20 protein-coding genes are annotated in these 24482 nt (G+C 76.7%); all 20 read right to left on the reverse strand.

Annotated features, from left to right (window positions below):
* Window positions 1–18 precede the first annotated feature (18 nt).
* The 20 genes from ACQ5SO_RS10120 to ACQ5SO_RS10215 all read right to left on the reverse strand — a co-directional run bounded on the left by ACQ5SO_RS10120 (window position 19) and on the right by ACQ5SO_RS10215 (window position 24476).
* A complete protein-coding gene (locus ACQ5SO_RS10120; RefSeq protein ID WP_430941478.1) occupies window positions 19–966 on the reverse strand; it encodes an aminotransferase class IV in 948 nt (315 codons plus the stop codon).
* Complete coding sequence (locus tag ACQ5SO_RS10125) at window positions 963–1691, reverse strand: HAD family hydrolase (protein WP_430941479.1); 729 nt, start codon at window positions 1689–1691, stop codon at window positions 963–965. Before ACQ5SO_RS10125 ends, ACQ5SO_RS10120 begins: the two co-directional genes overlap by 4 nt.
* A gap of 185 nt (window positions 1692–1876) precedes the next feature.
* Window positions 1877–2380, reverse strand: a complete 504-nt coding sequence (locus ACQ5SO_RS10130) for a hypothetical protein (RefSeq protein ID WP_430941480.1) — start codon at window positions 2378–2380, stop codon at window positions 1877–1879.
* 38 nt (window positions 2381–2418) lie between these two features.
* Window positions 2419–4779 (reverse strand): DUF6519 domain-containing protein, encoded by a 2361-nt coding sequence (locus ACQ5SO_RS10135; protein WP_430941481.1) that lies wholly within the window; start codon window positions 4777–4779, stop codon window positions 2419–2421.
* The gene (locus tag ACQ5SO_RS10140; protein ID WP_430941482.1) at window positions 4776–7229 is read right to left on the reverse strand and encodes a hypothetical protein; all 2454 of its coding nucleotides are present in this window, start codon (window positions 7227–7229) and stop codon (window positions 4776–4778) included. Before ACQ5SO_RS10140 ends, ACQ5SO_RS10135 begins: the two co-directional genes overlap by 4 nt.
* The gene (locus ACQ5SO_RS10145; protein ID WP_430941483.1) at window positions 7226–9844 is read right to left on the reverse strand and encodes a baseplate J/gp47 family protein; all 2619 of its coding nucleotides are present in this window, start codon (window positions 9842–9844) and stop codon (window positions 7226–7228) included. Before ACQ5SO_RS10145 ends, ACQ5SO_RS10140 begins: the two co-directional genes overlap by 4 nt.
* Window positions 9841–12351, reverse strand: a complete 2511-nt coding sequence (locus ACQ5SO_RS10150; RefSeq protein ID WP_430941484.1) for a putative baseplate assembly protein — start codon at window positions 12349–12351, stop codon at window positions 9841–9843. The genes ACQ5SO_RS10145 and ACQ5SO_RS10150 overlap by 4 nt, the downstream gene beginning before the upstream one ends.
* Entirely contained in the window at window positions 12348–12719 is a 372-nt protein-coding gene (locus ACQ5SO_RS10155) for a GPW/gp25 family protein (protein ID WP_430941485.1), read from the reverse strand. Before ACQ5SO_RS10155 ends, ACQ5SO_RS10150 begins: the two co-directional genes overlap by 4 nt.
* Complete coding sequence (locus tag ACQ5SO_RS10160; protein WP_430941486.1) at window positions 12716–13051, reverse strand: hypothetical protein; 336 nt, start codon at window positions 13049–13051, stop codon at window positions 12716–12718. The genes ACQ5SO_RS10155 and ACQ5SO_RS10160 overlap by 4 nt, the downstream gene beginning before the upstream one ends.
* A gap of 16 nt (window positions 13052–13067) precedes the next feature.
* Window positions 13068–13583, reverse strand: a complete 516-nt coding sequence (locus ACQ5SO_RS10165; RefSeq protein WP_430941487.1) for a phage baseplate assembly protein V — start codon at window positions 13581–13583, stop codon at window positions 13068–13070.
* On the reverse strand, window positions 13580–14722 hold the full coding sequence (locus ACQ5SO_RS10170; RefSeq protein WP_430941488.1) for a hypothetical protein: 1143 nt from the start codon (window positions 14720–14722) through the stop codon (window positions 13580–13582). Before ACQ5SO_RS10170 ends, ACQ5SO_RS10165 begins: the two co-directional genes overlap by 4 nt.
* On the reverse strand, window positions 14709–15014 hold the full coding sequence (locus ACQ5SO_RS10175; protein ID WP_430941489.1) for a hypothetical protein: 306 nt from the start codon (window positions 15012–15014) through the stop codon (window positions 14709–14711). Before ACQ5SO_RS10175 ends, ACQ5SO_RS10170 begins: the two co-directional genes overlap by 14 nt.
* A gap of 16 nt (window positions 15015–15030) precedes the next feature.
* Window positions 15031–15687 carry a hypothetical protein gene (locus tag ACQ5SO_RS10180; protein ID WP_430941490.1) on the reverse strand — a complete coding sequence of 219 codons (657 nt, stop codon included), beginning with the start codon at window positions 15685–15687 and terminating at the stop codon, window positions 15031–15033.
* A 187-nt stretch (window positions 15688–15874) separates the two neighbouring features.
* Window positions 15875–19177 carry an eCIS core domain-containing protein gene (locus ACQ5SO_RS10185; RefSeq protein WP_430941491.1) on the reverse strand — a complete coding sequence of 1101 codons (3303 nt, stop codon included), beginning with the start codon at window positions 19175–19177 and terminating at the stop codon, window positions 15875–15877.
* Window positions 19174–19500, reverse strand: a complete 327-nt coding sequence (locus tag ACQ5SO_RS10190) for a hypothetical protein (RefSeq protein WP_430941492.1) — start codon at window positions 19498–19500, stop codon at window positions 19174–19176. Before ACQ5SO_RS10190 ends, ACQ5SO_RS10185 begins: the two co-directional genes overlap by 4 nt.
* Complete coding sequence (locus tag ACQ5SO_RS10195) at window positions 19497–21590, reverse strand: AAA family ATPase (protein ID WP_430941493.1); 2094 nt, start codon at window positions 21588–21590, stop codon at window positions 19497–19499. The genes ACQ5SO_RS10190 and ACQ5SO_RS10195 overlap by 4 nt, the downstream gene beginning before the upstream one ends.
* Window positions 21587–22315, reverse strand: coding sequence for a DUF4255 domain-containing protein (locus tag ACQ5SO_RS10200; protein WP_430941494.1), 729 nt, complete (start codon window positions 22313–22315; stop codon window positions 21587–21589). The genes ACQ5SO_RS10195 and ACQ5SO_RS10200 overlap by 4 nt, the downstream gene beginning before the upstream one ends.
* Window positions 22312–23133 (reverse strand): hypothetical protein, encoded by an 822-nt coding sequence (locus tag ACQ5SO_RS10205; RefSeq protein ID WP_430941495.1) that lies wholly within the window; start codon window positions 23131–23133, stop codon window positions 22312–22314. Before ACQ5SO_RS10205 ends, ACQ5SO_RS10200 begins: the two co-directional genes overlap by 4 nt.
* A gap of 24 nt (window positions 23134–23157) precedes the next feature.
* On the reverse strand, window positions 23158–23907 hold the full coding sequence (locus ACQ5SO_RS10210; RefSeq protein ID WP_430941496.1) for a hypothetical protein: 750 nt from the start codon (window positions 23905–23907) through the stop codon (window positions 23158–23160).
* Window positions 23908–23954: 47 nt separating this feature from the next.
* A complete protein-coding gene (locus ACQ5SO_RS10215) occupies window positions 23955–24476 on the reverse strand; it encodes a phage tail protein (protein WP_430941497.1) in 522 nt (173 codons plus the stop codon).
* Window positions 24477–24482: the final 6 nt, after the last annotated feature.

Raw genomic sequence — 24482 nt, forward strand, 5'->3', positions numbered from 1 at the left:
CCCCCTCAGCCCCCGCCTTCAGCCCCCCTGCGCCGCCACGTCCGCCGCCACCAGCGCCTTGTAGAGCCCGCGGATGCGCGTGGTCATCGGCCCCGCCCCCGGCCCGTCGCCGATGGGTTTCCCGTCGACCGAGGCCACCGGCGTCTGCCCCCCGAAGCTGCCGGTCAGGAACGCCTCGTCCGCGCCGTAGACCTCGTAGAGCGAGAAGTTCTTCTCCCGCACCGGGATGGCGTTTTCCCGGCAGATGTCGATCACCTTGCGGCGCGTCACCCCGTTCATGCAGTAGTCGCCGGTCGAGGTCCAAACCTCGCCCCCGCGCACGATGAAGAAGTTGCAGGCGTTTGTGGTGTTCACGAAGCCATGGGGGTCGAGCATCAGCCCCTCGTCCGCCCCCGCCGCCTCGGCCTGAAGGCAGGCGATGACGCAGTTGAGCTTGGAGTGGCTGTTGAACTTCGGGTCCTGGCTGTGCGGCAGCCCGCGCACCTGCGGCACCGTCGCCAGCCGCACGCCCCTGGCCTGCACCGCCTCGGAGGGCCGGGAGTGTTCGACGATCGCCACCACGGTGGGCCCCGAGCGGGACAGGGACGGGTGCTGGAACGGCTTGGCCTTGCGCCCGCGGGTGATCATCAGGCGGCAATGGGCGTCCGACACCATCCCGTTCGCCTCAGCCGTCGCATCCAGCAGCGCCCGCACCCCCGCGCGGTCCAGCCCCGGGTCCAGCGACACCGCCTTCAGCGAGGCGAAGAGCCGGTCCATGTGGTCGTCGAAGAACACCCACTTCCCGCCCTGAAGCCGCATCCCCTCCCACATCCCGTCGCCGAGCATGAAGCCGGAGTCGTAGACCGACACCGCCGCCTCGTCCTTGTGGACCAGCTCGCCGTTCACCCAGATCAGCAGGTCGTCATTGCGCGGGTCATGCTCGGCGTCATGGGTGGTGGTGGCGGCCTCGCCGCCAAGGGGGCTCATGCCGCCTCCGGGCGCAGCGCGTGGGCGCGCAGGCGCGAGTAATGCGGCATCGTCTCGTCGCAGAGCGGGCGGAGCGATCCGGGCAGGTCCGGCAGCGCCCCCTCGGCCCCCGCGAAGCCGGTGGACCGGTGCACCGCGTCGTACCAGTGCGGGGCCCAGACCCCGTCCTCGGGCCGCCCGCCCGCGGGCCAGGACAGCATCGCCGGGGTGAAGACCACGCCGATGGCGGCGCAGAGCGCGCGCAGCGCGGCCTCCGGCGCCTCGCGGATCACGTGGCTGTCGATCACGGCATGGGGCAGCCCGCGGGCGCGCACCTCGTCGAAGATCTCGGCCTGCAGGCGAAAACCGATATCCTCCGCGCCCGGCGCCTCGCGCTTGGCGGCGTAGCTCGCCAGCACCCGCGCCGGGTGGCGCAGCAGGAACACGTGGGTGCAGGCGTCGAACCAGGACCGGTCCACCCCCTCCAGCATGTGCTGGCACATGTGCTTCTGGTACCAGAGCGGCCTGCCCCCCGGGATCGGCCCGGCCATGGCGGCGGCGACCTTGCCCGGGTCGCGGTCCTGCGCGGCCATGATCTCCTCCGCCATCGGGTGGGCCAGTCCGGTGCGGTCGAGATAGGCGGCGTAAAACGGCTCGTCCGTCACGGCGCAGTCGCCGCGGGCGGCGAAGGCGTACATCATCGCGGTCGAAAGGTTCCGGGGCCCGGACCAGCAGGCGATTCTCATGGGGGCGGCTCCGTGCGGGAATTGCGGACGGGGGTGCAGACGGGCCCGAGCGTGGGGCGCCCGCGCGCCGCCTGCAATGGGAGAACCGCGGGGGGAGAACCGCGGGGCGGGGCCGCCCCCGTCCCGCGCCCCCGCTCCCCGCGCCCGCCGCGCGGCCCCGCCGGGCGGGCGCCGTCCCCCGTCCCTCAGCCCCAGTCGTAGTCCACGGCGCCGATGGTCAGGTTCTGCCCCCCCGCCACCAGGTGGCCGAACACGAATTGCGGGCGGATCAGCCCCTCGAGCGTCAGCGTGCCGGTGCGCAGCCCGTCCGGCCCCTCGACCTTCACCCGCGCCCCGCCCAGCTGCACGCCGTCCAGGTCGCCCACCGACTTCTCGTTCCGCGCGACGCCGTTGGCGGCGAGGTTCACGTTGCCGCCGCCATAGACATACGCGAAGGACACCCGCTTCAGCGGCGCCGCAAGCGGCGCGGTGAAGACGGCGTTGACGTCCTTGCACTGCAGCGCGCGGCCGCCGGGGCCGGGCACGACCTCGATGGCGCCGTTCCCGACCACGTCCCCGCCGCCGCGCTGGAAATCCGCCCCGAACACGGCCGAGAGCGCCGAGGCGAACATCTCCGGCCGCTCGGGGCGCAGGGTCATGGACCGCACCCTGTCGCCGAAGGCCAGGGTCTCGAAGGTCTCGATGGGCATGGCCGCCTCCTTTCGCGCCGCAAGGCTCTCCCGGCGGGTCAGTCGGTGATGAAGAACCAGCCGCGGAAATCGCGGCTGGTCAGCGCGTCGCCGGGCGCCAGCAGCCCGTCATCGCCGCGCGCGAACCCGTGGTGCATCGGCGCGCCGCCGAATTCGAGCTCGGTCGACCCGTTGAGGCGCAGCGGCCGCCCGTCCGGGCCCGGCGCCTCGGCCCGCCACACCGCCGAGGACAGCGCCACCTCGGCCCGCAGCGCCCGCACCCCGGCGACGGGATCGCCGGCGAAGCGGTCGATCGCGGCGGCGAGGCAGCTTGCGTCCCAGCCCGGTTCGAACCGCACCCGGCGCAGCGGCGCCGCGCCCTCGGGGTGCAGGGTTCCGGGCAGCCGCGCCTGGCGCCCCACCGGGCAGGCGTCGCCCACCGCCCCGAGATCCCACAGCGTCAGCGTCACCTGGCACGAGTCGCCCGCCTGCAGCGCGTTCGGGTCCATCGGGTCCGAGAAATCGAAGACCAGTCCGTCCTTGACCAGCTGGTGACGCGACACGAAGGCGTCGTTGTCCCAGTTCACCCCGACCACCCGCGGCAGCGGGCGCGCCGCGACCCCGCCGCGGGCGCAGAGCGCATCAAGCGCGTCCTGCACGGTGAACACGCCCTCGAGGTCCTTGCACGCCCCGGGCGCGTATCCCGTGCCCCGGGCGGTGTCGAACCGCGCCGTGAACAGCACCGACCGCGCCCCGGGGCGGGGCGCGCCCAGCGTCGCCAGCACCTGGTGCGTCGCCTCCGGCTGCCCGGCCGAGAGGGTCCACTCCACCTCGACCATCCCCAGCCCCTCGCCCGTCGCCCCGGTCTCTGCGCGCACGAACCCCCCGGGCTGCAGCAGCGCGCCGTCGATCCGGCAGGCGGGCGCGCCGTCCGGCAGGGTCCAGAACACCCGCGCGTTCGGAACCGGCGTCTCGCCGCGCATGACCGCAAGGCGCAGCTTGCCCGGCAGCGTCGCGGCGCCGCCATCCGCGGGCGGGATCACGCCCTGCCCGTCGCCGCCGCGATAGTGCAGCGCCATGTCCGAGAGGGCGGCGAAGGGGATGCGGCAATCCTCGGGGTCCGGGCCCGGCGCGGGGCTGCCGAGGCTCGCCAGCGGGGCGTAAAGGACGGTCGGGCCGTGCGGGCGCTCCTGCACCGGGGCGCCGCCGGGCCCCGTCGGCCAGTCCACCGTGCCGTCCGCCCGCGCCGCGAAGGTCCAGCAATCGCCGCGCCGGAAGCTCGCCGTCCCGGCCCCGCCGACCACCACCGACAGCCCGTCGCCGAGCGGCAGCGGCGCCGACAGCCCGTCCGCCCCGAGCTTGCCGACCTCGATCCAGCCCGCCCCGTCCGGCAGCCGGTCCCACAGCCGCAGCCGCCAGCCGCCATCCGTGCGCAGCCCGGTCGCGTCCAGTTCCGCCTCGGTCGCGTCCAGCGCCACCCGGTCGTCCGAGGCGCTGGCGACCGGGAACAGCCGCTCGGGCGCCCCCGCGGGACGGGGCGCCAGGTCGTCATGGTCCGAGACCACCTCCGCATACATCCCCGGCGCGAACCAGTTGCGCGCGTCGCGGGCGGGCGGGGACAGCGTCAGCTCCACCCCCTGCCGCCCGACGATCCCGGTCATCAGGCTGGCGTTGCGGCGCGAGACCTTGAGGCGCAGCCCCAGCGCGCCGAAGCGCGGCCCGTCGACGTCCGGCAGGCCCGGGAACGGGTCCCCGTCATGCACCTCGACCCGGTAATGCAGGTTCTCCAGCCCCGTGTAGCCGCCCGAGGGCAGCAAGGAGCACGGGTCCGAGGCCGGGGGCGCCGAGGCGACGGCGATCCCGACCGTGCCGGTCGAGGCCGAGGCGACGCCGCGCCATTCGCGGGTGTCGCGCGCGCTTTCGCAGCGCACCGCCTGCTTGAGCGGCAGCAGGAACACCCGCCAGTCCTGCAGGCCCCGGCCCGCGGCCTCGGCGTCGCCCAGCGCCTTGTCGGCATAGGCGGGCTCCTCCACCGGGTCCACGTGCCGCTCCTGCGTGCGCAGCACCACGAGGGCGGGCGAGAGCGCCTCGTCCTTCACCGGGTGCGGCTGGGCGTCCAGCGCGCACTCCGCCGGGTTCTCCACCAGCGCGCCGTCGACATAGCCATGCCCGGCCCCGATCCGCAGCCCCGCGCCGTCGCGGGCGACCCGGAAGCCGTCCCCCCCCGCCGGGACCAGCAGCCGCCCCGCGGGCCCCAGCGCGTCCGCCGCCCCCGTCTCGATCCGCCCGAGCGCTAGGCGCGCATCCTCGGCGATGTCGGCGTCGAGCAGCAGCTGCCCCTGCCGCGGGGCCACCCGGCGGGGGCGGCGGGGATCGGCGGCGCGGATCAGCGCGCGCGAGCTGTCGTTGCGCATGGTCATGGGCGGTTCCTCCGCATCGCGGCGGGCGTCGAGCGGCCATCGTCAAGGATGGCCGCCTCGGCGCCGAACGGCAGGTAGTCGTCGAACAGGGCGGTCAGGTTGGCGCGCCGGACGGCCGCGCCATGGGCGGCGAAGGCCCCCATCTCGGTCCCCCCCTCGCCCCCCGTCCGCAGGCCGGGATCGGCCAGCGGGTGCAGCAGGGCCGCGGTCGGCTCGGACAGGGCGCGGTCGAGGAACACGGGGCGCATCCGGCGCAGGATCGCGGCGCGCGCGGGGGCCCCGAGGGGGGCGCCCGCCTCCGCCTCCGCCGCCGCCAGCGCCAGGTCCGGCTGGCAGCGGTAGCGGCGCGGATGCGCGCCCCCCGGCGCGGCGTAGCTGTAGCGCAGGCAGCCGTCCTGCCGCCGCGCGACGCCCAGGGCCCCGTCGAAGATCACGTTCGTGGCCCGGAGCATGCGCAGAGCCGCATCCCCCAGCACCGTGGCGTCGCAGATCTCGGCGGTCCAGCTTTCGGCCGCGATCGCCTGCCCCCCCGCCCCGTCGGCCGAGATCACCGAGCGCAGCACGCGCAGCCCCGCATCCCGCGCGCCCCCCGCCCCGCCGTCGAGCGAGAGCGGTCCGCACAGGCAATCCTCGAGCGCGACCTCCACGCCCCCCAGCGGCGCGAGCGCCAGCAGCGCCGGGCCGCCGGGGTTGCGCAGGGTGCAGTGGCGCAGGCGCAGCCCCGACAGGGCTTCGGGCGACAGCGCAAGGCCCTGCGTCAGCTCCAGCCCGTCCAGCACCGCCGCGCCGGGGCGCTGCTCCGCCCCCGGCGCGGCGGCGGCCTCGATCCGCACCGGCGCGTCGAGGGTGAAACGCCGTGCCCGGCGCACGAGGTAGCCGCGCCGGCCGGGGTTCCCCTCCACCCCCGGCACGTCGCGGCGCGGGCGCCACTCGGCGGCGACGAGGTGCAGCTCGGCGCCCGGATGGGTCGGGATCACCACCTCCGCCCCCGGCGCGGCGCGGTCCGAGCGGGTCAGCACGATCACCCCGAACATCCCCGCGCCATGCGCCCCCCAGTCGTCCAGCGCCTCCTGCAGCGTCGGCACGCGGCGCAGCGCCCCCGAGGCGCCGGGATCAGCGGGCGAGAGCGGGTCGACCACGCGGATGAAATGGCGCCGCTCGGCGCTGTCCGTCAGCTCGAAGGGCACGTCCGGGGCGTTGCGTTCATGGGCCCCGGCGCCGATGGGACGGCCGATGCCGTAGGCGTGGGACAGGCGGATCTCCTCGACCTCCGCCGCGCCGCCGGTGGGGGCGGCGGTGACGATGCGCGCCGTCTCGGGGTCGATGGCGGCGGCGATGGGGCGGGCGGCCCGCGCGGGGTCGGTCCCCGGCGGCAGGCGGTCCGGGATCCGCTCGGGCAAGGGGCGGCCCGGGGGCGGGTCGGCGAGGTTGGCGATCAAGAGCTCCTCGGGCGGGACCTTGCGGAAGGTCTCCTCCCCCACGCGGCGCAGGAACAGGGTGAAGGGGGCCCCGGCGCCGTCGAACCAGGGCGGGGAGGCCAGGTCCGCTTGCGCGCCCGTGGCGACGGCGCGGCGCAGGGCGTCGAGCTCCTTGCAGAGCGGCAGGCGGCGCAGGCGGTCGGGGAGGGTCTGCGGCGGCGTCTGCTGCGCCCCCTGGGGCGACGCCTGGAACCCGGGCGCCCCGCCCCTCGCCGGGTTGAACAGCCGCACGGCCTCGCCCGGCTGGGCGGCGAGCTGGAACGCCCCCGCCCCGCCCGCGGCCCAGTCCCGGCATTGCGGCAGGGCGGCGAGGAGCGCGGCGGGAACCGCCCCCGGGTCCTCCCCGGCCAGGTCCGGCGCGGGATGGACCGGGACCAGCGGGCGCAGCAGGTGCACCCCCACCATCGGGACATGCGCCCGCCCCCCGGCCCGGGCGATGGAGCGCAGGTCGGCCAGCCGCGCGGTCCGGTCATGCGCGGTCCCGACCAGCTGCGCCGCCTCGCCGTCCCGCAGGTCCGCGAGGCCGGGCCGCTCGGGGCGGACATCCGACAGGTGCTGGAGCCGCACGAGGCGCTGGAAATATTCGACAGCCGCCGCGCCCTCGCCGGTCACGTCCGCGGCCAGCGCCTGCAGCGCCCGCGCCGTCCCCTTGCCGCGGCGATGGCGGATGGTGTTGGCGATGAAGGCCCGGGGGCTCCAGCCCGCCCCCTCGGGCAGCGGCGCCATCGGCTCGGCCGCCACCAGCGCGGCCAGCGCCTCGAGCGCGTCGCCCTGCGCCGTCTCCACGAACAGCGCGTCATGGAAGGCGTCGAGCGCGGCGTCGAGCTCCGCCGACCCCGCGCCCAGCGCCTGGAACAGCGCCTCGAGCGCCCGGCCCGCGGCGGCGTCATCGGCCCTTATCTGCGCCGGCAGCAGGGCGAAGAGCCGCGCGGCGGCGGCGGCGGCCCGTGCGTCAGACGTCGCGTCGCTCATGGCGTCATCTCCTCGAACGTGAGGCCCGCGTCGGAAAGGTGCAGGAGGCCCCCTTCCACGAAGACCCCGCCCTCCATCCGCGGCGCGGGGCACAGCAGGCGCCCATGGTCCTCCGCCGCCCCGCCGGGCAGCGCAAAGCCCGCCAGCCGCGCCGCGACCACCCCCGGAACCCCCTGCGCGGCGGCGAGGATTTCCGACCGGTGCAGCGCCCGCCCGAAGGGCCGCGCGGCGGGCGAGAAGGCGGAGAGCAGCGCCGCGCGCAGCGCCGCCTCCACCGCCGCCCGCTCCAGCGCCGGATCATGGGCGAAGCCGAGGCGGATCTCGGCGGCCAGCGGCGCGAAGCCCGCGATCCGCAGCGCCCGCCCGGGGGGCGAGACGGCGCGGATCGCCTCCTCCAGCCCCGTCGCCAGCGTCCCGCCGGGGACCGGGGGGGCCATGTCGGTGTCCGCCACCGTCAGGCACATCACCTCGCGCATCCCCGCCCGCAGGACCGAGGCCATGGCCTTGCCCACCCCCCGGTACCCGGCGGCGAAGGTCTCGTAATCGCGGGCCGAGACCACCCGGTCCAGCACCCGCACCGCGGCGGGGGCGGCGGCGCGGATCTCCTCGGGGCCCTCCGGCTCCTGGCCCCCCGTCGCCGGGATCGGGTTGGTCGCCGCGCGCAGCCCCAGGACGGGCGAGAGGATGGTCGAGAGCGCCCCCGCCCCGGCGTTCCCCGCCGCCCCGCCGCCCTTGCGCCAGAGCGCGGTGACCGGCTGCGCCCCGCCCGGCAGAGGCCCGGGAAAGGCGATGGCGGCGGCCGCGTCGTCGCCGGGCGGCGGCGGCGCGGCGCGGAAGGCGCGGTCGGCGGAGGTCAGCCCGCGCAGCCGCTCGGCATGGGTGTAGAGGCGCCCGCCCACCCGCAGCTCCACCGCCGGGACGTAGCCGCGCGGGCCGGGCCCGGGCACATGCGCCAGCCGCCCGTCCGGCAGGCGCATGACCGGCAGCGGGTCGGCGGCGTCGGTCACGCCGATCTGTTCCGCGCCCAGCAGCCCCGTCTCGCCTTCCGTGGCCGCGACGCAATTGCCGAGCGCCGCCAGCCCCTCGGTCCGCCAGCCGCGCGACAGGGGGGCGGCGAAGACGAGGGTGGTGACCCCGTCGCCCGGCTCGGCCCGCAGCAGCGTGGCGACCTCGGCGGCCACCGGCCCCTCGGCGCCCGGCGCGCCCGCCCATTCCTGCCCCGTCAGCACGAAGAGGCGCCCTTGCAGGAGCCCTTCATGGACGCCCTGCACGGTGATCCGGTCGCCGGTGATCTCCGGGTCGGTCAGCGGGGCGAAGACCTGTTCCGTCGCGGTTTCGAGCAGGATCGAGGTCTCGCGCAGCTTGTCCCCGAAGCCCGCGGCCGACAGGTCCACCCCCGTCGCCTCGATCCGCGTCACCCGCGCCGCCATGGCGAAATCCGAGCGGGCGCGGGCCGAGACGCCGTCGATCAGCCCCATCGCGTCCACGTCCCCGGCGCTGAACAGCACGGCGCGGCTCTTGGCGGCGGCCTCGTATTCGGCGTCGAGATCGACCGCGCCGCCATCCGTCGTCCCGCCGTCCGAGAGCACGAAACCCGCCCACTCCCAGACCGTCTTCAGCGCGACCTCTCCCTCGGCCGGACCCGCCCCATCGCCGCCCAGGATCGGCGTCGGCTGGGCGATGGGGCCCTTCTCGGGGCCGCCGAGGATGAGGGTCTTCTCCTCGCCCTTCGCGTCGCGCACCTCGTCGGTCATCAGCATGATGTCGGGGGCCGTGGCGCCGAAGCCGGTGGCGCGCCGCCCGAAGACCCGCACCGCGCCCGCCTGGTCCGCACCGGGCCCCGCCCCTTCCACCAGCCGCCCGGGCGCGAGGGTCAGCACCGTGGTCGCGGGCGCCGTCTCTCCCGGCGCGCCGCCTTGCAGGGGGGCGGGCGCGGGGCGCTCGACCCCGAGCACGGCGGCCAGCAGCCACTTGCCCTCGCCCGCCGCCCAGGCGGCGATGCTGTCCCCCTCGCGCAACCCGGGGGCGAGGCCCGCGAGGGTCAGCGTCCCGGTCCCGGCGGTCACCGCGGGCGCCTCGGCCTGCCGCACCGGGCGCAGGGCGTTGAGCGTGCGCCGCGCCTCCAGCGGGGCCGAGGTCTCGAACACCGCGGGCATCCCGCCCTGCTCCGGCACGGTCGAGAGCTTCATCCCGAGGGGCGCCGTCGCCGCCTCCGGCGCGCCCGGCGTTTCATCCACCGTGAAGGCCACCACCGTCTCGGCGGAAATGGCGGGCCGCGGCGCGTGGCCCAGCAGGGCGGCGAGGGCGGCGAGCGCGTCGCGGTCCTCGCCCTGCCCGATGGTCCCGTCGCGCCACAGCCGGTCCGCGTTCCAGCCGATGACATGCAGGCCCAGCGCATAGGCGTCCAGCAGCGCCATGGCCGGGTCCGAGGGGTCGCGCGTGGTCAGCCCGCGCAGCGGCGCCGCCCCGCCGACCCGCGCGGCGCCGATGCCCTCGACCAGCCGCCCGAGGATCGCGCCATGGGCGAAGCGGGCCGGGTCCGCCACCGCCTGCATGGGCGCCCCGGCGCCGCAGCCGCAGGCCCCGCCCGCGCCGCCTTCGCATCCGCAGCTCATCGCCCGCCCCCCATGGTCAGCCGCAGCCGTCCCCGCTCGGGGAAGGACGGGTCGTCGGCAAGCTGCAGGATCTCGGCCTCGGCGGGGCGGATCACGCCTGCCTGGAGTTCCCCGTCCGCCAGCCGCCCGAAGCGCTGGAACCGCAGGGGGGTGACGCTCTCGACCCCCGGCACGGCCATGGCGGCGGCGATGAGAGCAGAAAGGTGCACCGGCGCCCCGAAGCTGAGCCGGTCGGGGTGGAAGAAGCCAAGCGTCCCATCCGCCGCCGCGACGGGCCCGAGCGCGGCGCGGACCGCCGCCGCCACGCGGGCGCGCAGCGCATCCGGAGCGGCGCAGACCGAGAGGTGGATGTCCAGCGGCGCCGGGATCGGCCCGCGCACCGCGACGTCGAAGCCGATGGTCCGGAAATGCTCGAGATGCGCGGCGATGCGCGCCCGGAACGCGGCGTCGGCAGGCGCGCCCCCGAGGCGGTCGACATGCACGAAGATCGTCTGCCACGCCCCGGTCCAGCGCGGGATGGCGAGGGCGCCGACGACCTCGGGGTGGCGCAGCGCGGCCTCGGCATAGTCGCCCGGCGTGACGGCGCGGTCCTGCTCCCGGAACGCCTCGGGGGCGTTGAGGCGGATCGAGGCGGCGCTCTCCGGCGCCGCGCCGCCGCGGCCCGGCAGGGGGTTGGTGACGGTCAGTTTCGCGCCCGCCAGGCCGGGGCCGAGCGCCACGTGGGCCAGCGCTCCGGGGCCGATATTGCCCGCCGGGCCGACCCCGCTGCGCGCCGCGGCGGCGATGGCGGCGCCGGGGGGCGGGGCCTGCCCGCCGATCCCGTCGCCGAAGCGCAGGGCGGCGGCGCCGTCGATGGTGGTCTCGACCACGAAATCCCGCGCGAAGGGCCCGGAGGACAAGAGGTCCGCCCGCGCCGTCCAGGTGGAGAAATCGTCGATCAGCCGCAGCGCGGGCAGGCAGTCCGCGGGCGCCGCCCGTGCCAGCTCGGACGCCGGGGCGAAGCCCTCCCGCTCCGGCGGCCCGCGGAAATCCGCCGGGGCGATGCGCGAGAGGTCCGCCAGCGGCAGCACCGGCCGCCAGGGCAGGCCCGGCAGCGGCATGGGCGGGGACAGGGCGGGCGAAAGCTCGGCCGCCTCGGAGGCCGTGGCCCCGATGTGATCCGCGGGCGGCAAGGAGGCGCCGTGATCGGCCAGCGCGACGTTGCCGAGGACGGCGGCGCAGGGCTCGGGCGTCGCGGCGCCGGACTGGCGCGCGGTGCGGGCCGACAGCACCAGGTCGAAGCGGGGCGCATCGGCGGCGTCCCAGTGGACCTCGACCAGCGCCAGGCCGGGGGCGAGCGGGTCCGCCGTCGCCTCCGCCGCGATCACCCGCACCAGCGCCCGGCGGGCCGGGTCCGCATCGGCCTCGAGCCCGGTGAGCGGGGAGCGCGTCTCGGCCAGCACCAGCAGGTCCCCGGGCGCGATGGGCCCCTGCCCGCCGCCGGTATCGACAAGGGTGGCCGAGGTCGCCCCGGCCTTCAGCACGCAGGCGGCGTCGGACCAGGTGTGAAAGGCGATCCTGCTCCGCCAGGGCCAGATTCGCGCCTCGTGCATCGTCTCGAACACCAGCGCGCCGCCCGCGCGCAGCAGGTCCACATGCGCGGCGCCGTCGAGGACGGGGGACAGGTCCGGGCGCCGCCCGATCACCGGGGTGGCGGCGGGCAGGACGAGGGGGGCGGGGTGCAGCGGGTCTTCGGCGTACTCGAAACTCACTGGAACCCGCGCGCTCGCCCCCTCGCCCGGGCGGTAATCCACCAGCCGCGCATGGCGGGTGAGCGACCGCCGCTCCCGCGCCGTGTGCAGGAACGCCTCGGTGCCGATCCAGTCGAGCCGGTAGCTCTGCTGGTCCAGCCGCGCCGCCAGCGCCTCGACCAGGGTGACGGTGAGGTCGGCGGGGTCGTCCTCGGCGAAGCCCGGGACCAGCTCGCGCATCCGGTCGAGCATCAGGCCCCGCAGCGCCGGCCAGTCGCGGGCGGTGTAGTCGGGCACGGCGCCGGACGGGGCGGGGGCCGGGGCCGTCGCCGCCCCCGGCGCGCAGTCATAGTCGCCGGGGCAATCCACCTTGAACGAGAACTCCACCGCCGCCAGCCGCGGGTCGATGAAGCCCGGCGGCCCGTCGCCATCGACAAGCGAGAGGGTGTAGGTCGAGAAATCCGTCGGCTGCCCGCCCGGCAGGGTCAGCACGTAGCGCGCGACCGTGCCGCCCCCCGGCTCCGCCGCCACCGGCCCCGAGACGACCGGCGCGGGAAAGCGCACGCCGCCGGTGATGCGAAAGTTGACTGCTGTCAACTTCGCGTCCGGCAGGGGCAAGGGCTTGACCAGCTCGACCCGGATCTGGGTCGGATCCGACAGGGCCGCGCCCTGCCGCACCTCGATGAAATCGATGCCCGACAGGCCCGCCGGGGCGCCGGGGGCGGTCAGCGCCGCCCGCCGCCCGGGCTCGGCGCAATCGTAGCGCGCGCCGGTCATCCGCCCGTCACCTCCACCGCCACCCGCTCCACCCGGCCGGTGTCCCGCAGCCGGTACGCCAGCTCCGCTGTCAGCGCCCCGGCGCCGTCGGCCCGCACCTCCAGCGCCTCGACCTCCAGCACGTGGCCCAGCCATTGCGCCACGCCGCTCTCCAGCGCCGCGGCCAGCGCCTCGGCCGCGATCCCGTCCCCCGCGGCGAACAGCATCTGCCGGGCGGGGGAGCCGAAGCCCGGCCGCATCGCCCGCTCGCCCGGCTGGGTGAGGATCAGGAGCCGCAGCATCTGCGCGACATGCGCAGGGGAGCCGTAGGGATGCGCGGCGCTGCGCCCGTCGGCGCCGGGGGCGAAGGGATGGGCGAGGCGGGTCATGTCGCCACCACGCGGGCCTGGGACGCGGTGAAGATCGGCGGGCCCTGCGGGGCCTGTTCGGGCGACAGGCACAGCGCGCTCATCGGGTTGATGAGGACCGGCTGGCCCATCGAGGTCACGCGCGTCGCGGCGGCGATGAAGCGCGTGGTGACGCAGGGCGAGGGCTTGCCCCCCGGCAGGGTGAAGGCGCAGCCCGCGACAAGCCCCTGGTCGGTCAGCACGGCGACGGGCTGGCCCGACACCGTCACCCGCGGCGATGCGGGCACGAGGGTGAGCGTCCCGCCATGGGGACAGGCGGCGGAGGCGCCGACGTGAAGGATGGGTCCGGGCATGGTCTGGTCTCCGCGCTCAGGTCACCACGAGGGCGCCGTTGTTGATGATGACGGAGGGGCCGGACATCACGATGGTCGCCCCCTGCCCGTTGCTGATCGACACCCCGGCCGCCCCGATCGAGATCATCGCCCCCGTGGCGGTCTTCACGAACACCTGCTGGGCGGGGTTGTCCGACAGGGTCACCGAGGTGCCGGTGGTGGTCTGCATGTGGATGTTCGGGGTCACCGGGGTCGCGCCCGCCAGCGCCAGCGCCGGGAAGCCCGCGGGGTCGGGGAAGAAGCCGCCGGACCAGATCGGGTGGTCGGGATCGCCGGCCTCGAACTCCACCCACACTCCCGCGCCGATCTGCGGCAGCGCCACCATCCCCGCCATCCCCTTGGCGGCGAAGGGAAAGGACGGCATCGCCCAGGTCGACGGGAACAGCCCGTACTTGTCCCCGAGCTGGACCATGATCCGCCCCTGGTTCTGCGGATCCACGTTGTTGATCACGGTGGCGCGGTACTTGCCGTAGAAAACGGGGCCGTTGGTCATGTCGGAACGCCTGTCGCTGGAAGGGGGGGAGGGGTGAAGGCCCGCGGCAGCAGCCCGTCGCGCGCGAGGGAAAACGCCTGGGTCCAGCTGCCGGGCTTCAGCCGGTGGGTGACCGAGGAGACGTACCAGGTCCCGTCATGGGCGATCCCGGCGCCGCGGACCGTCGCCAGCTTTCGCGCCTCGAGCGGCGCGCCGTAGCGCGCGACGTCGAGCGTGCCGGAGGCGGTCAGCGGATCGCCCCGCGCCGCCCCCCCCAGCGCCAGCCCGATCGCCTCGACCGCCCCGAGGCGCTCGGTCTCCATCAGCCGCAGGCGGGACGGGACGATGGGACGGCCCGCGAGCGGGGGCTTGAGGAGGCCGACATTCGGGACCGGCACGGGGACCGAGAAATTGGCCGCCTTCACGAAGGCGAATTTCTGTTCCGCCGCGTCGCCGTCGGCGGTGAAGGACAGGCTGTCGACATTGCGCGCCTGGTCCATGTCGAGCGTCAGCGCGGGCTGCTCGGTCCCGAGACGCATCTCGGGGCCCCAGTAGACGGTGTTCATGCCCGGCTTCGGCCCCGGCTCGGCATACAGCACGTAGCCTGCATCCTGCGCGAGGCGGGTCATGTATTCGAGGTCCGAGCCCTGCTGCGCGGGGATCCTGTCGGTGGGCGAATGGATCACGTCGCCGGGGGCCGGCAGCACCTTCGGGATCACCCCGAACATCGGGTACTTTGCCAGCATCATCAGCACCCGGACCGAGGCCGGGACCGCCGGGTAGGGCATCCCGGTGAAGTCGATGGCGTCCATGTAGCCCAGCACGTCCTCGCCCGTCAGGGTCAGCCGGTTCCTGCCGGGGACGGCGGAGGCGTCGACATCGGCGCGCTTGACCGGCCCGTCGGCCAGCACCCGCGTCACGCCCCCCAGCGTCGCGGTCAGGATCACCCGGTTCAGCGGGTCGAAATACCCCCCCGGCAGGCGCTGCGTCGCGATGGGCGAGGTCTTCGAATAGAGGAAGGACAGCTGGAAGCCCGAGCGTCCGCCCGAGGCCTGGGTGACCTCCGCGCCCTCGAACGCGGCGGCCACGTCCGGCGGGACCGGCTGCGTCGCCACCGGCCCGATGCGGATCCCGAGCGTGACGCCCTCAAGCCCGGCCATCCGACACCTCCAAAGGCAGCGGCAGCGCGAGGCGCTTGCGCGGGCGGGCCGTCGCCTCGGCCGGGTCCGCGGCGCCGTCCGCGTCGACGATCCGCCAGTACAGGAGCGGGTCGCCCATCGCCTCGGCGGCCAGCGCGTCGATCCGCTCGCCCCCCGCGAGGTCGACATGGGCGAAGGCGGTGAAGCGCGCCGGGTCGGGCAGGATGCGCCGGGCGCGGAAGGGGATGCGCGCCTCCTCCGGGCCCGTCTCGCGCACCGGCAGGCCGTGATAGCGGCTGTTGGGGTCGGTCATCGCGCGCGCCTTTCCATCAGATGCTCGTCAGTCCCACGGCCGACAGGCCGCGGGCGCGGGTCCCGGCCCGCTTCTCGCGCCGCGCGAGGGCGGCGAGGTAGAGCCCGGCGGGGCCGGAGCCCCAGGGCAGGTCCTCGGTGGTCAGCACCTCGACCGAGAGCGCCGCCGTGGCGCGGATCGGGCTGAGGGCGATGTCGAACGCCTCCTCGGTCACGGTCATCGCGGTGATCCGCACGGGCATCACCCGCCCGGGCCCGAGCACGAGGATCGCGAGGGGCGAGGGGGCGGGCAGGATCTCGAGCGCGCCGAGCCGGGCCTGTTCGATCCCGGCCTCGATGTCGGCGACGGCGGGGGAGAGCAGGGTTTCGAGCGCGGCGAGGTCCGCCGCCACGCCTTCCTGCCCCGGGGCCAGCACCGGCCCGCCGGGGACCTGGGGGGCGTGGAGCGCGTCGAGCTCGATCTCGAAGCTCCAGCTTTCGGCGGCGGGGCCGGTGAGGCGCGCGGCCTCGAGCCCGTCGCCCCCGCCCGAGGCGGCGCCGCGGGGGGTGACGGTGCGGGTCAGCAGCTCGGGGTTGAACTGGAACGGGATGGTGCGCAGGGCGGCCTTGCCCTCGGCGTCCATCACCACGAAGCCGCCGCGCAGCGCGCGGGCGGAGGCGGAAAGCGCGGTCATCGGGACCCTCCGGGCTGTGCGGGCGCCGCCCGCGGGGCGGGCTGGGCGGTGACCGCCCGCGGGGCGGCCCCCGGGGCGGTCCGGGCGGGCGGTGGGACGGGCCGGGCGGCGGGCGCGGCGGCGCGGGGACGGCGCGCGCGTCGAAGGGGGCGGCGGCAAGGGGGGCGGCGGCGAGGGGGGGCGGCCATCACACCTCCTCCGTCTTGCCGAGGCTGAGGATGTCGCTGATCACCGTCTTCGGATCCAGCGACGGCTCGACCGAGATGTCCGAGGGCCTGGGCAGCTTCAGCTCCCCGCCCTTGCCATAGCGGATCTCGCCGAGATTGAGCTTGAGCTGCGGCCCGAGCTTCATCGTCGCCGTCTCGCCCAGCGGGTAGGTCCAGTTGTAGGACCACAGGCCCTTGGCGATGTAGACCCGGGCCTCGAGATTGACGGCGAGGCTGGCCTCCATCCCCCCGCTCGCCTCGCCCACCGCGGCGAAGCCGAAGGCGCCGTCGGCGTAATCCACCGTGACCCGCGCCCCGGCATGGCCGGGAACGCCCAGCGTCGGCTCCACCGACAGCCCGCCCTCGGCCCCCGCGACGCCGCCGGCGAACTCGGCCCCGATGCTGGCGCCGAACGTGCCCGTCAGCCCGACATAGGCGTCGACGGACAGCGCGCTGGTGGCGGAGGCGGCGAGGGAGATGTCCTCCTCGAACGGGTAGAAGGACGCCTTGACCGTGGGCGCCTTCAGCACCACCGGCCCGGCGTGGTATTTCACCATCAGCCCGGCCGAGACGCCGATGGTGCCGTTCACGAGGGGCGAGACCCCGGGGATCGGGAACGGGAAGGACAGGCGCTTCCCGCGGAACAGGTCGATCTCTCCGCCCTTGTCGGAGGGCCAGCGGCGCAGCAGCGGGATGTCGTCATGCGCGACCTCGCCATCCACCCGCACCCGGCCGTCCCTCTCGGTCTTCGCGCCGAACTCGATGTCGAGATCATCGGTGAAGCGATAGCGGATGCGGCCCTCGAGGATCCGCGCGCCGGACCCGTCGACTGCGATCTTGACCCGGGCGCGCAGCGGGTCGCCGTCCTTCCTGATCAGCGCGCCGCCGCTGAACGCGCCCTCCTCGCCCTTCTTCTGGCGGTACCTGACCTGGATGTCGCTGGAGATGCCGTTCCAGGTGACCGTGCCGCCGCCCGCCATCTCCAGCAGCGTGTCCGAGAAGCTCCCCTCGATCTGCACCGACGGGACCATGGGCAGGGGCTTCGGGATGGTGGCCTTGGCGTAATAGCCGATGCCCTGCCCCTCCCAGGCCGTGAGGAAATCGACATCCACCCCCTTGATCTGCATGTGCAGCCCGCCGCCGGCGAAGGGCTTGATCTCCTTGCCGACCGAGCGGAAGCCGAAGGACGCGTCGGCGGTCACCCCGCTGTAGGAGGAGGAGGTCGCGGTCAGCTTGCCGGACCAGCCCTCCTCGGCGGTGAAGCTCAGCTCGCCCCGCGCGGCGGCGACGCCCGGCAGATCCCGCGCCGGTTCCAGGTCCCCGGTCACGGCCAGCAGGCCCCGCTCCAGCCCCGCCTTCACCTTGCCGCGCAGCACGGGGTTGGTGGCAGGGCCGACCTCGAATTCAAGATCGCCGCCGGGGATGAAATCGGGCGCGAGCGCCAGCGACACCTCGCCCGCGGTGAAGCGGAACAGGTGGTTGCGGGGCTTGAGCTTGTCGGCGGCGATCGGCGCGACGACCGAGAGCGTGTCCGCGCCGTCCCGCGGGGCCGAGAACGTCACCGCGATGTCCCCGAACAGCGGCACGGTGGAGCGGATCACCCCCCTGGCCGACAGGGTTCCCGCGTCGTCGAGCGAGAGCTGGCCCAGCGTGCCGGGCGACAGGTACGGGTAGTAGAACGACACCGCCTCGTTCCTGCCGGGCGTCAGGTGCACGTCCCGCACCTCGCCCGCCGCGGCGTCCCCCTGCGCCCCGGCGCCGGCGGGGGCGAGCTCGGCGTGAAGATGCACCTTCGCGTCCTGGTCGCCGAGGCCGCCGCGCTTGACCGCGGCGCTGTCGAGCACGCCCTCGATATGCTGGATCTTCTGCCCCGGCCCGGCGCCGCGGTCGATGGTCTTGAGGCGCACCGCCGGGATCAGCCGCCGCGCGCGCAGGTCCAGCGCCAGCTTGCCCGCGTCGCCGAGGCTGGTGGCGGCGGACATCCCCCCGGCGCGCAGCGTCACCGGCTTGCCCTTCGCCGCGGCGCGCAGCCTGGCGTCGCCCTTCACGCGGCCGCTGCGCAGCATGTCCTCGACCTTCCAGGCCCCAGCCGCGGCGTCGGTCGAGGCCAGCGTCACCGCCTTGAAGCGCAGCTGCATGTTGCGCGCGTCGGGGCCGCGCATCCCGGGGGCGCGCACCGCCTTCACCAGCCGGACCATGGCGTCATAGGCGTCGCGGCCCGAATCCTGGTTGGTCTTCGCCTCGAGCAGCTGCAGGTTCTCGATGATCGAGACCCCGCCCATCTGCTTCTCGACGACGTGGTCGATATTGCAATGGGAGTCCGAGAGCGAGGAGCCGAGCCCCGCCAGGATCGCCGCGGCGCTGGCGTCGGCGCGCACGGCCTCGACCTTCGGGTCGGTCTTCGCGGCTTCCTCGAAGGCGGTGGGGATCTGCCGCTCATGGGTGAAGCCGTAGGATTGCAGCCAGAGCTTCTTGTAATTCTCCTTCCCCTCCTTCCAGGCGGCGACCGAGGCGCCGTTGATGATCGGGGTGAAGACCAGCCGCCCGCCGCCGGCGGCCTTGTCGTGGATCTCCTTCACCCAGGGGCCCGCGCCCTTGTCGCGGGGCATCTGGAAATTCGCGATCTCGAGCACGAGCCGGGTCGTGCCCACGCCCCTGGGTTCGTCCTCGAGCGCGGTCATCCCGGCGGGCAGCCGGTCCGGGGTCGGCGCGGCGGGGGCGGCGGGGGGCGGGGCGGCGTCCTCGGGGGCGCGCTGGAGCGCGCCGCGGGGCGCGGGGGCGAGGGCGGGGACGGGGCGGCCGGCGGCGAAGGCGGCGGCGGCGGCGTCCGCCTCGGCCTCGAGCGCGCGGGAGAGGGCGGAGGCGGGCGGCGGGCCGCCGCTGGCATGGACCCCCTGCGCCTGCTGGAGGACATGGGCCGCCTCGTGCGCGATCAGCCCGCGGCCGGCGGCGGTGTCGGGCCGGTAGGCGCCGCGGGCGAAGGAGACGTCGTGTCCGGCGGCGAAGGCCCGCGCGCCGATCCCGCGCGCGGCGTCATGGGCGCGGGCGTCGTCATGGACGCGGACATGGGACAGGTCGCGACCGAAGGCGCTTTCGAGCGGCCCGCGGACCGAGGCGGCCAGCGGCGCCCCGCCCGAGAACGGGGCCGGGGCGAAAGAGGGCGCGAAGGCGGGGGCCGCGGGCGCGGCCCCGCTCGCCGGTTTGCGCTGCACGGCGCGCAGGGCGGGTCGGGCGGCCCCGGCCGGGCGCGGGAGGGGCTGCATCTCCATCCGGCGGGCGGTCATGGGGTCTCCTCCCGCCCGCCCGGCCCGGGACGGGGCGGGTCCCCGGGGTTGAGGGCAGGGTTGAGGGCGGCGCCGAGGGCGGAGTCCAGGGCGGCGTCGAGGGCGGCGCGGATCTCCTGCGCCGCGGCCTCGGCGGCCCGGCCCGCATCGCCGCGCGCCGGGCCTGCGCCGCCGCCGCCGCCCAGCGCCGCGGCCAGCGCGTTTTCCAGCGCGGCGGGCAGCGCCTCGGCCAGCCGCCGGGCCTCGGGTCCCTCGCCGTGGATGGTCACCTGCCCGATGCGCAGCGCGAGGGGCGGCGCGGCCGGGGTCCGCGGCCCGCTCATCGCCCCGCCTCCCAGTTGACGGCGGGGGCTGCGCGGCCCTCCTTGGCCAGCTCGGCGGCCAGCTCCGCCTCGATCAGCGCCGCGTCCACGGGGCGCCCGGTCTCGGCCGCGGCGAAGGCGGCCTTGAGCGCCACGTTGCGGATCGCCCCGCCCGAGAGCGGCAGCTCGGCCAGCGCCGCCCAGTTCACCCGGTCCACCGGCGCGGCGGCGGGGAAGGCCCGGCGCCACAGCGCCTCGCGCTCGGCCGCCGAGGGCATGGGGAACTCCACCACGAAGCGGAACCGGCGGCGGAAGGCGGGGTCGATGGCGTCGCGCAGGTTGGTGGTGACGATTGTGACGCCGCGGAACGCCTCGATCCGGGACAAGAGGTCCCCCGTCTCGGCGTTCACGTGCCGGTCGGTGGCGGATCCGACGGCGCCGCGCGCGCCCCAGATCGCGTCGCCCTCGTTCCAGACCATCACCGCGCCGGTGCGCTCGGCCTCGGCGAAGATCGCGGCGATGTTCCTCGAGGTCTCGCCGATATATTTCGAGATCAGCTGGGAGAGGTCCACGGTCATCAGCCGCAGGTCCAGCGCCCCGGCCAGCACCTCGGCGGCCACGGTCTTGCCGGCGCCCGAGGGGCCGTGGAACAGCGCCGCCACCCCGCGCCCGCGCCCGCCCATGGCGCGCGCGAAGCCCCAGTCGTCGAACACCTGCGCGGCGTGGCGGACATGGGCCTCGAGCGCGCGCAGCTGGGCCGCGACCTGCGCGGGCAGCACCAGGTCGTCCCAGGTGAAGACCGGCTCGGACAGGACCATGCCGGGCACAGGGCCGGGGCGGCGCGCCCGCCCCGCCGCGCGCCACAGGGCGGCGGCGGCGGCGTCCGGCGGCGCGTCGGGGCCGAGCCCGTCGATCGCGGCGGCGGCGCGGGCGGCGGCGGCGCGCAGGTCGCCCTCGGACAGGCGGAACTGCGCCGCGACGCGGGCGAGCCCGGCCGGGCCCACGCGGGCGGCGCGGGCGGGGCCGAGCGCGGCCTGCCACGCGGCGGCGCCCGCCCCGGCCGCCGCCGCGGGGGGCAGCGCGCGCACCGGGCGGGCGAGGCGTTCGGGCGCGGCGGGTCCGCAGATGACGACATGGCCCAGCACCCGGTCGGCGAAGCTCTCGGTCCAGGCGCAGGGGCCCGCGGCGGCGTCGAGCACCAGCGCCAGCCCGTCCAGCGCGGCCTCGCGGCTCCAGGCCCGGGCCAGGCGGTCGCGCGCGGCGGGGTCGGCGGGCAGGTCCGCGGCCGCCATCCGCCAGGGCCGCAGCCCGAGCGCGGCGAGGCCCGCGGCGACGCGCCCGGCCTCCTCGGCCCCGGCCAGCACCGCGGGGGGCATCCCGTCGGCGCCGCGATCGCCGAGCAGCGCGCCCAGCGCCGCGGCGGCCTCGGGCGGGCCGTCGGCCAGCGCGCCCGCGGGGGCGGCATGGGCGCTGACGGCCTCGTCGAGATGGGGCGCGCCGATCAGCCGGTCGAGCACCGGCTCGGCCAGCGCGAGGCGGGCGAGGGCGCGCGGGGCGCCCTCGGCCTCCAGCGCCAGGAACCGGCGCAGCGCCCCGCCCGAGGCCAGCGCCGCCCCGGGCAGGTCGGGCACGAGGCGCAGCGCGAGCCAGGCGGGCAGCCCCACGGCGGCCCCGGCGGCGGCCTCCATGCCCCGCGCGGCGGGCTCGGACAGGGCGGCGGCGACGAGGATCGCGACCAGCTCGACCTCTGGGGGCGAGAGGGCGAGCGCCCCGGCCAGGTCGCGCAGCGGGGCGGCCTGCGTCGCGCCCCCCGTCCCGTCCGCGCCGCCCGCCAGCCAGGCGTCGAAGGGCGGGAGGGGGGCGGCGGGGCGGCCCCCGGCCAGCGCGTCGAGGCGGGCGAGGGCCAGCGCCTCGGCCGCCCGCGGCAGGGACGCGCCCCGCAGGTCGGCGGGCGCGGCGGCGGGCGCGGGCGCGGCGGCCCCGGCCTGGGCGGCGGCCCCGGCCTGGGCGGCGGGGGCTTCGGCGGGGGCGGCGGCGGCGGGGGCGGGAGCGGCTGCACTGGGGGCGGCGGCTGCGCCGGCGGCGGCGGTGGAGACGGTCGGGGCGGTCATGGCGCGGCCCCGCCCGTCGTCTCGGCGGTCTCGCCCGCCGGGTGGTCCGGGTCGGCGGCGGGGCGGACGGTGGTGCGCACCGTGTCGACCGCCTTGCCGCCCGGGTAGGCGTCGTCCGATTGCAGGTAGATCGCGGTGACGAGGAAGAACGCGCAGGGCCGCAGCGGCGATTGCAGCGCCGACCACAGCTTGGTCGACAGGTCCACGTCCACCGCCTGCTGCGAGATCGTCATCTCCTGCGGCTGCGCGGCCGGGTCGGCCAGCGGCTCGGCATACATCCCGTTCATGAAGCTCGCCCCCGGCGGCGGGGCGACGCCGCCCAGCAGCGCCTCGATCATCGGGCGCGGGACGATGCCGTTGCGGTGGAAGGCGGCCAGGCCGACGCCCAGCAGCGCCTCGCGCTCGAGATCGGCCCCCGAGGCGGCGAGCATGTAATGCAGGTCGAGCGCCAGCGGCGCCTCGGCCACGCGGGCCCCGGCGGCGTCCACCCGCGGGTCGAAGGCGTTGCGCAGGGCGGTGTTGGGCCCGGCATGGTGCAGGAACAGGTGCAGCCCCGCGGCTTCCGGCGCGCCGCCGCCGCCGCCCGGCCCCGCGGGCGCGCGCGGCGGCGGCGGCGCGACCGAGACGGGGGGCGGCGCGTGGCCGCCATAGGCGATCTTCAGCCGCGCCTCGAGCAGCGATTTCAGCACGAAGCTGGTGGCGGGAATGGCGAAATGGATGCTCATGCCCCGCCCTTCCCCTTCTTCGACAGCCAGTCCCCGAGCGAGACCGGCGCCGAGGGGGCGGGACCGCCGCGCGGGGCGGCGGGCGCGGGCGCGGCGCGGGCGGGCAGGCGGATGTCGATGCGGGCGATCTCCACCACCACCGGGCGGGGGGCCTCGGGGGCGCCGGGCGCGCGGGGCCGCGCGCCCGGGTCCGCGCCCGGGGCCGGGGCGGGGCCGGGGCCGGGCGGCGGGGCGTCATGGGCGGGGTCGAGGGTCAGCTCGACCTCCGGCCCCAGCGCGGCCCGGAGGGCGCGGGAGAGTTCGGCCAGCGCGGCCTCCGGGTCGGGCCCGGGGCCGCGGGCGGGATCGGGGTCGGGATCGGCGTCGCGCCGGGGCGCGGGAGGCGGCGGGACAGGCGCGGCCTCGGTGCGGGGGTCGGGCGGGGCGAGGGGGGCGTCCTGCGCCCCGGGGTCGGGCGCGGGGTCGGGCGCGGGGGCAGGCGGCGCGGCGACGGGGCGGAGGGCCTCGGGCGGCGCGGGCGGCAGGGGCGCCTCGGGTGCGTCGGCGGCCTGCGCGGGCGGGGCGGCGGCGACGGGGGCTTGCGGCGCGGGGTCGGCGTCCCGGGGCGGACCCGGGCGCGCCGCGGCGGGATCCGCGGGTGCGGCGGGGGTCTCCGCGGCCGGCGCGGCAGGGGGCGGCGGCGCGGCGGCCTCGACGTCAAGCTCCTCCAGCCCGGGATCGCCATCGGCCTGGAGGTCCTCGAACCGGCTGCGGCGGCGCGGGGCGGCCGCGCCGGGGGCGCCGGTGGCGGCGCGCTGGAAGGCGGAGAGATAGCTCATGCGTCGCCCCTCATGCCCTGCCCCTCATGCCCAGGCCCGCGACCCGCGGCCCACGGCCTCGCGCGCCTGGATCAGGGCGATGTAGCTGCGGCGGCGGGCGGCGGGCAGCGCGAGGATCTGCGCCTCGGACCAGCCATAGGCGCGGGCGATGCAGTCCACCTGCCCCAGCAGCGCGGCATGGAGGCGGTCGAGCTCGGCCGCCAGCAGCGCCGCGGGATCGGCGGCGGCGGACAGGGGCGCGCCGCATTCGGGACAGGCGCCCGAGAGCCGGATGTCCCCCGCGGGGTCCGCGGCCTCGAACGCCGCGCCCAGCGCCGCGGCGGCGTCGGGGGAGAGCGGCGGCGCCGGCGGGGCCAGGCAACAGGCGGCGGCGAGGCGCGCCGGGTCGGCCCCGAGCGCGAGATCGGCCATGCGCGGGATGCGGAAGCGCAGCGCCCGCCCGGCGATGTCGATGGCGACCTCGGCCCCCGGGCCGGGCGTGGGGGCGGCGAGGATGGCGGCCTCGGGCAGCGTCGCCTCGACCTCCTGCCCGCAGGCGCAGTCCAGCCGCGCCTCCAGCGGCCGGGCGAAGAGCGCGCGGTGGAGACGCACGAGGCGCTGGTTGCGGGCCCCGAGGCTCTCGCCCCCCAGCGCCGCGCGGGCGGCGGCGTCGGGCGCGGCCCGGGCCAGCAGCGCGCCGATCCGCGCATGCGCGCCGCCGCGCCCGCCCGGCGACCAGCCCGCCAGCAGGTCCCGCGCCGACAGCCCGGCGCCCGCGCCCGCGCTTGCGCCCACGCCCGCGTTCGCGCCCGCGTCCGGGGGCGCCGCCGCCTCCGCCCCGCTCATGGGGCCGAGAACGAGGGCTCGGTCGGCTCGACCGCCGCGCGGTCGCGCTCCCAGCCCTCGTGTTCGAGCTTGAGCTTGGCGATGGCCACCGCGTTGGCGTTGGCGTCGAGATCGGGCAGCGCCTCGAACTCGGACACCCAGGCGCGGTGGATGTTGTAGACCAGCGCCACCTGCCCCGCCTCGTTCAGAAGCTCGAGGATCACCTCCTTGCGGAAATCGGCCAGCGACACCTCGCCGCCGAGGCCCGCGCCATAGGCCCAGACCTTGCCCGCCCAGTCCTCGAACGCCCGGTCATGGGTCACGCCGCGCTCGAGCGTGATCGGCTCGTATTCCGTGCGGCCCGGGGATTTGAGCGAGCTGGACGGATCCCCGCCCGAGCGGTGCTTGACCACCTCGGTGGTGCGCTTGAGGACCGAGACCTTGGACACCCCGGCCACGTATCGCCCGTCCCATTTCACGCGGAACTTGAAGCCCTTGTAGGGGTCGAGCCGCCTTGCGTTGGTTTCGAACTGCGCCATGGACCA

The sequence above is a fragment of the Rhodovulum sp. DZ06 genome, assembly GCF_050586345.1.
Lineage (GTDB): Bacteria > Pseudomonadota > Alphaproteobacteria > Rhodobacterales > Rhodobacteraceae > JBOCEF01.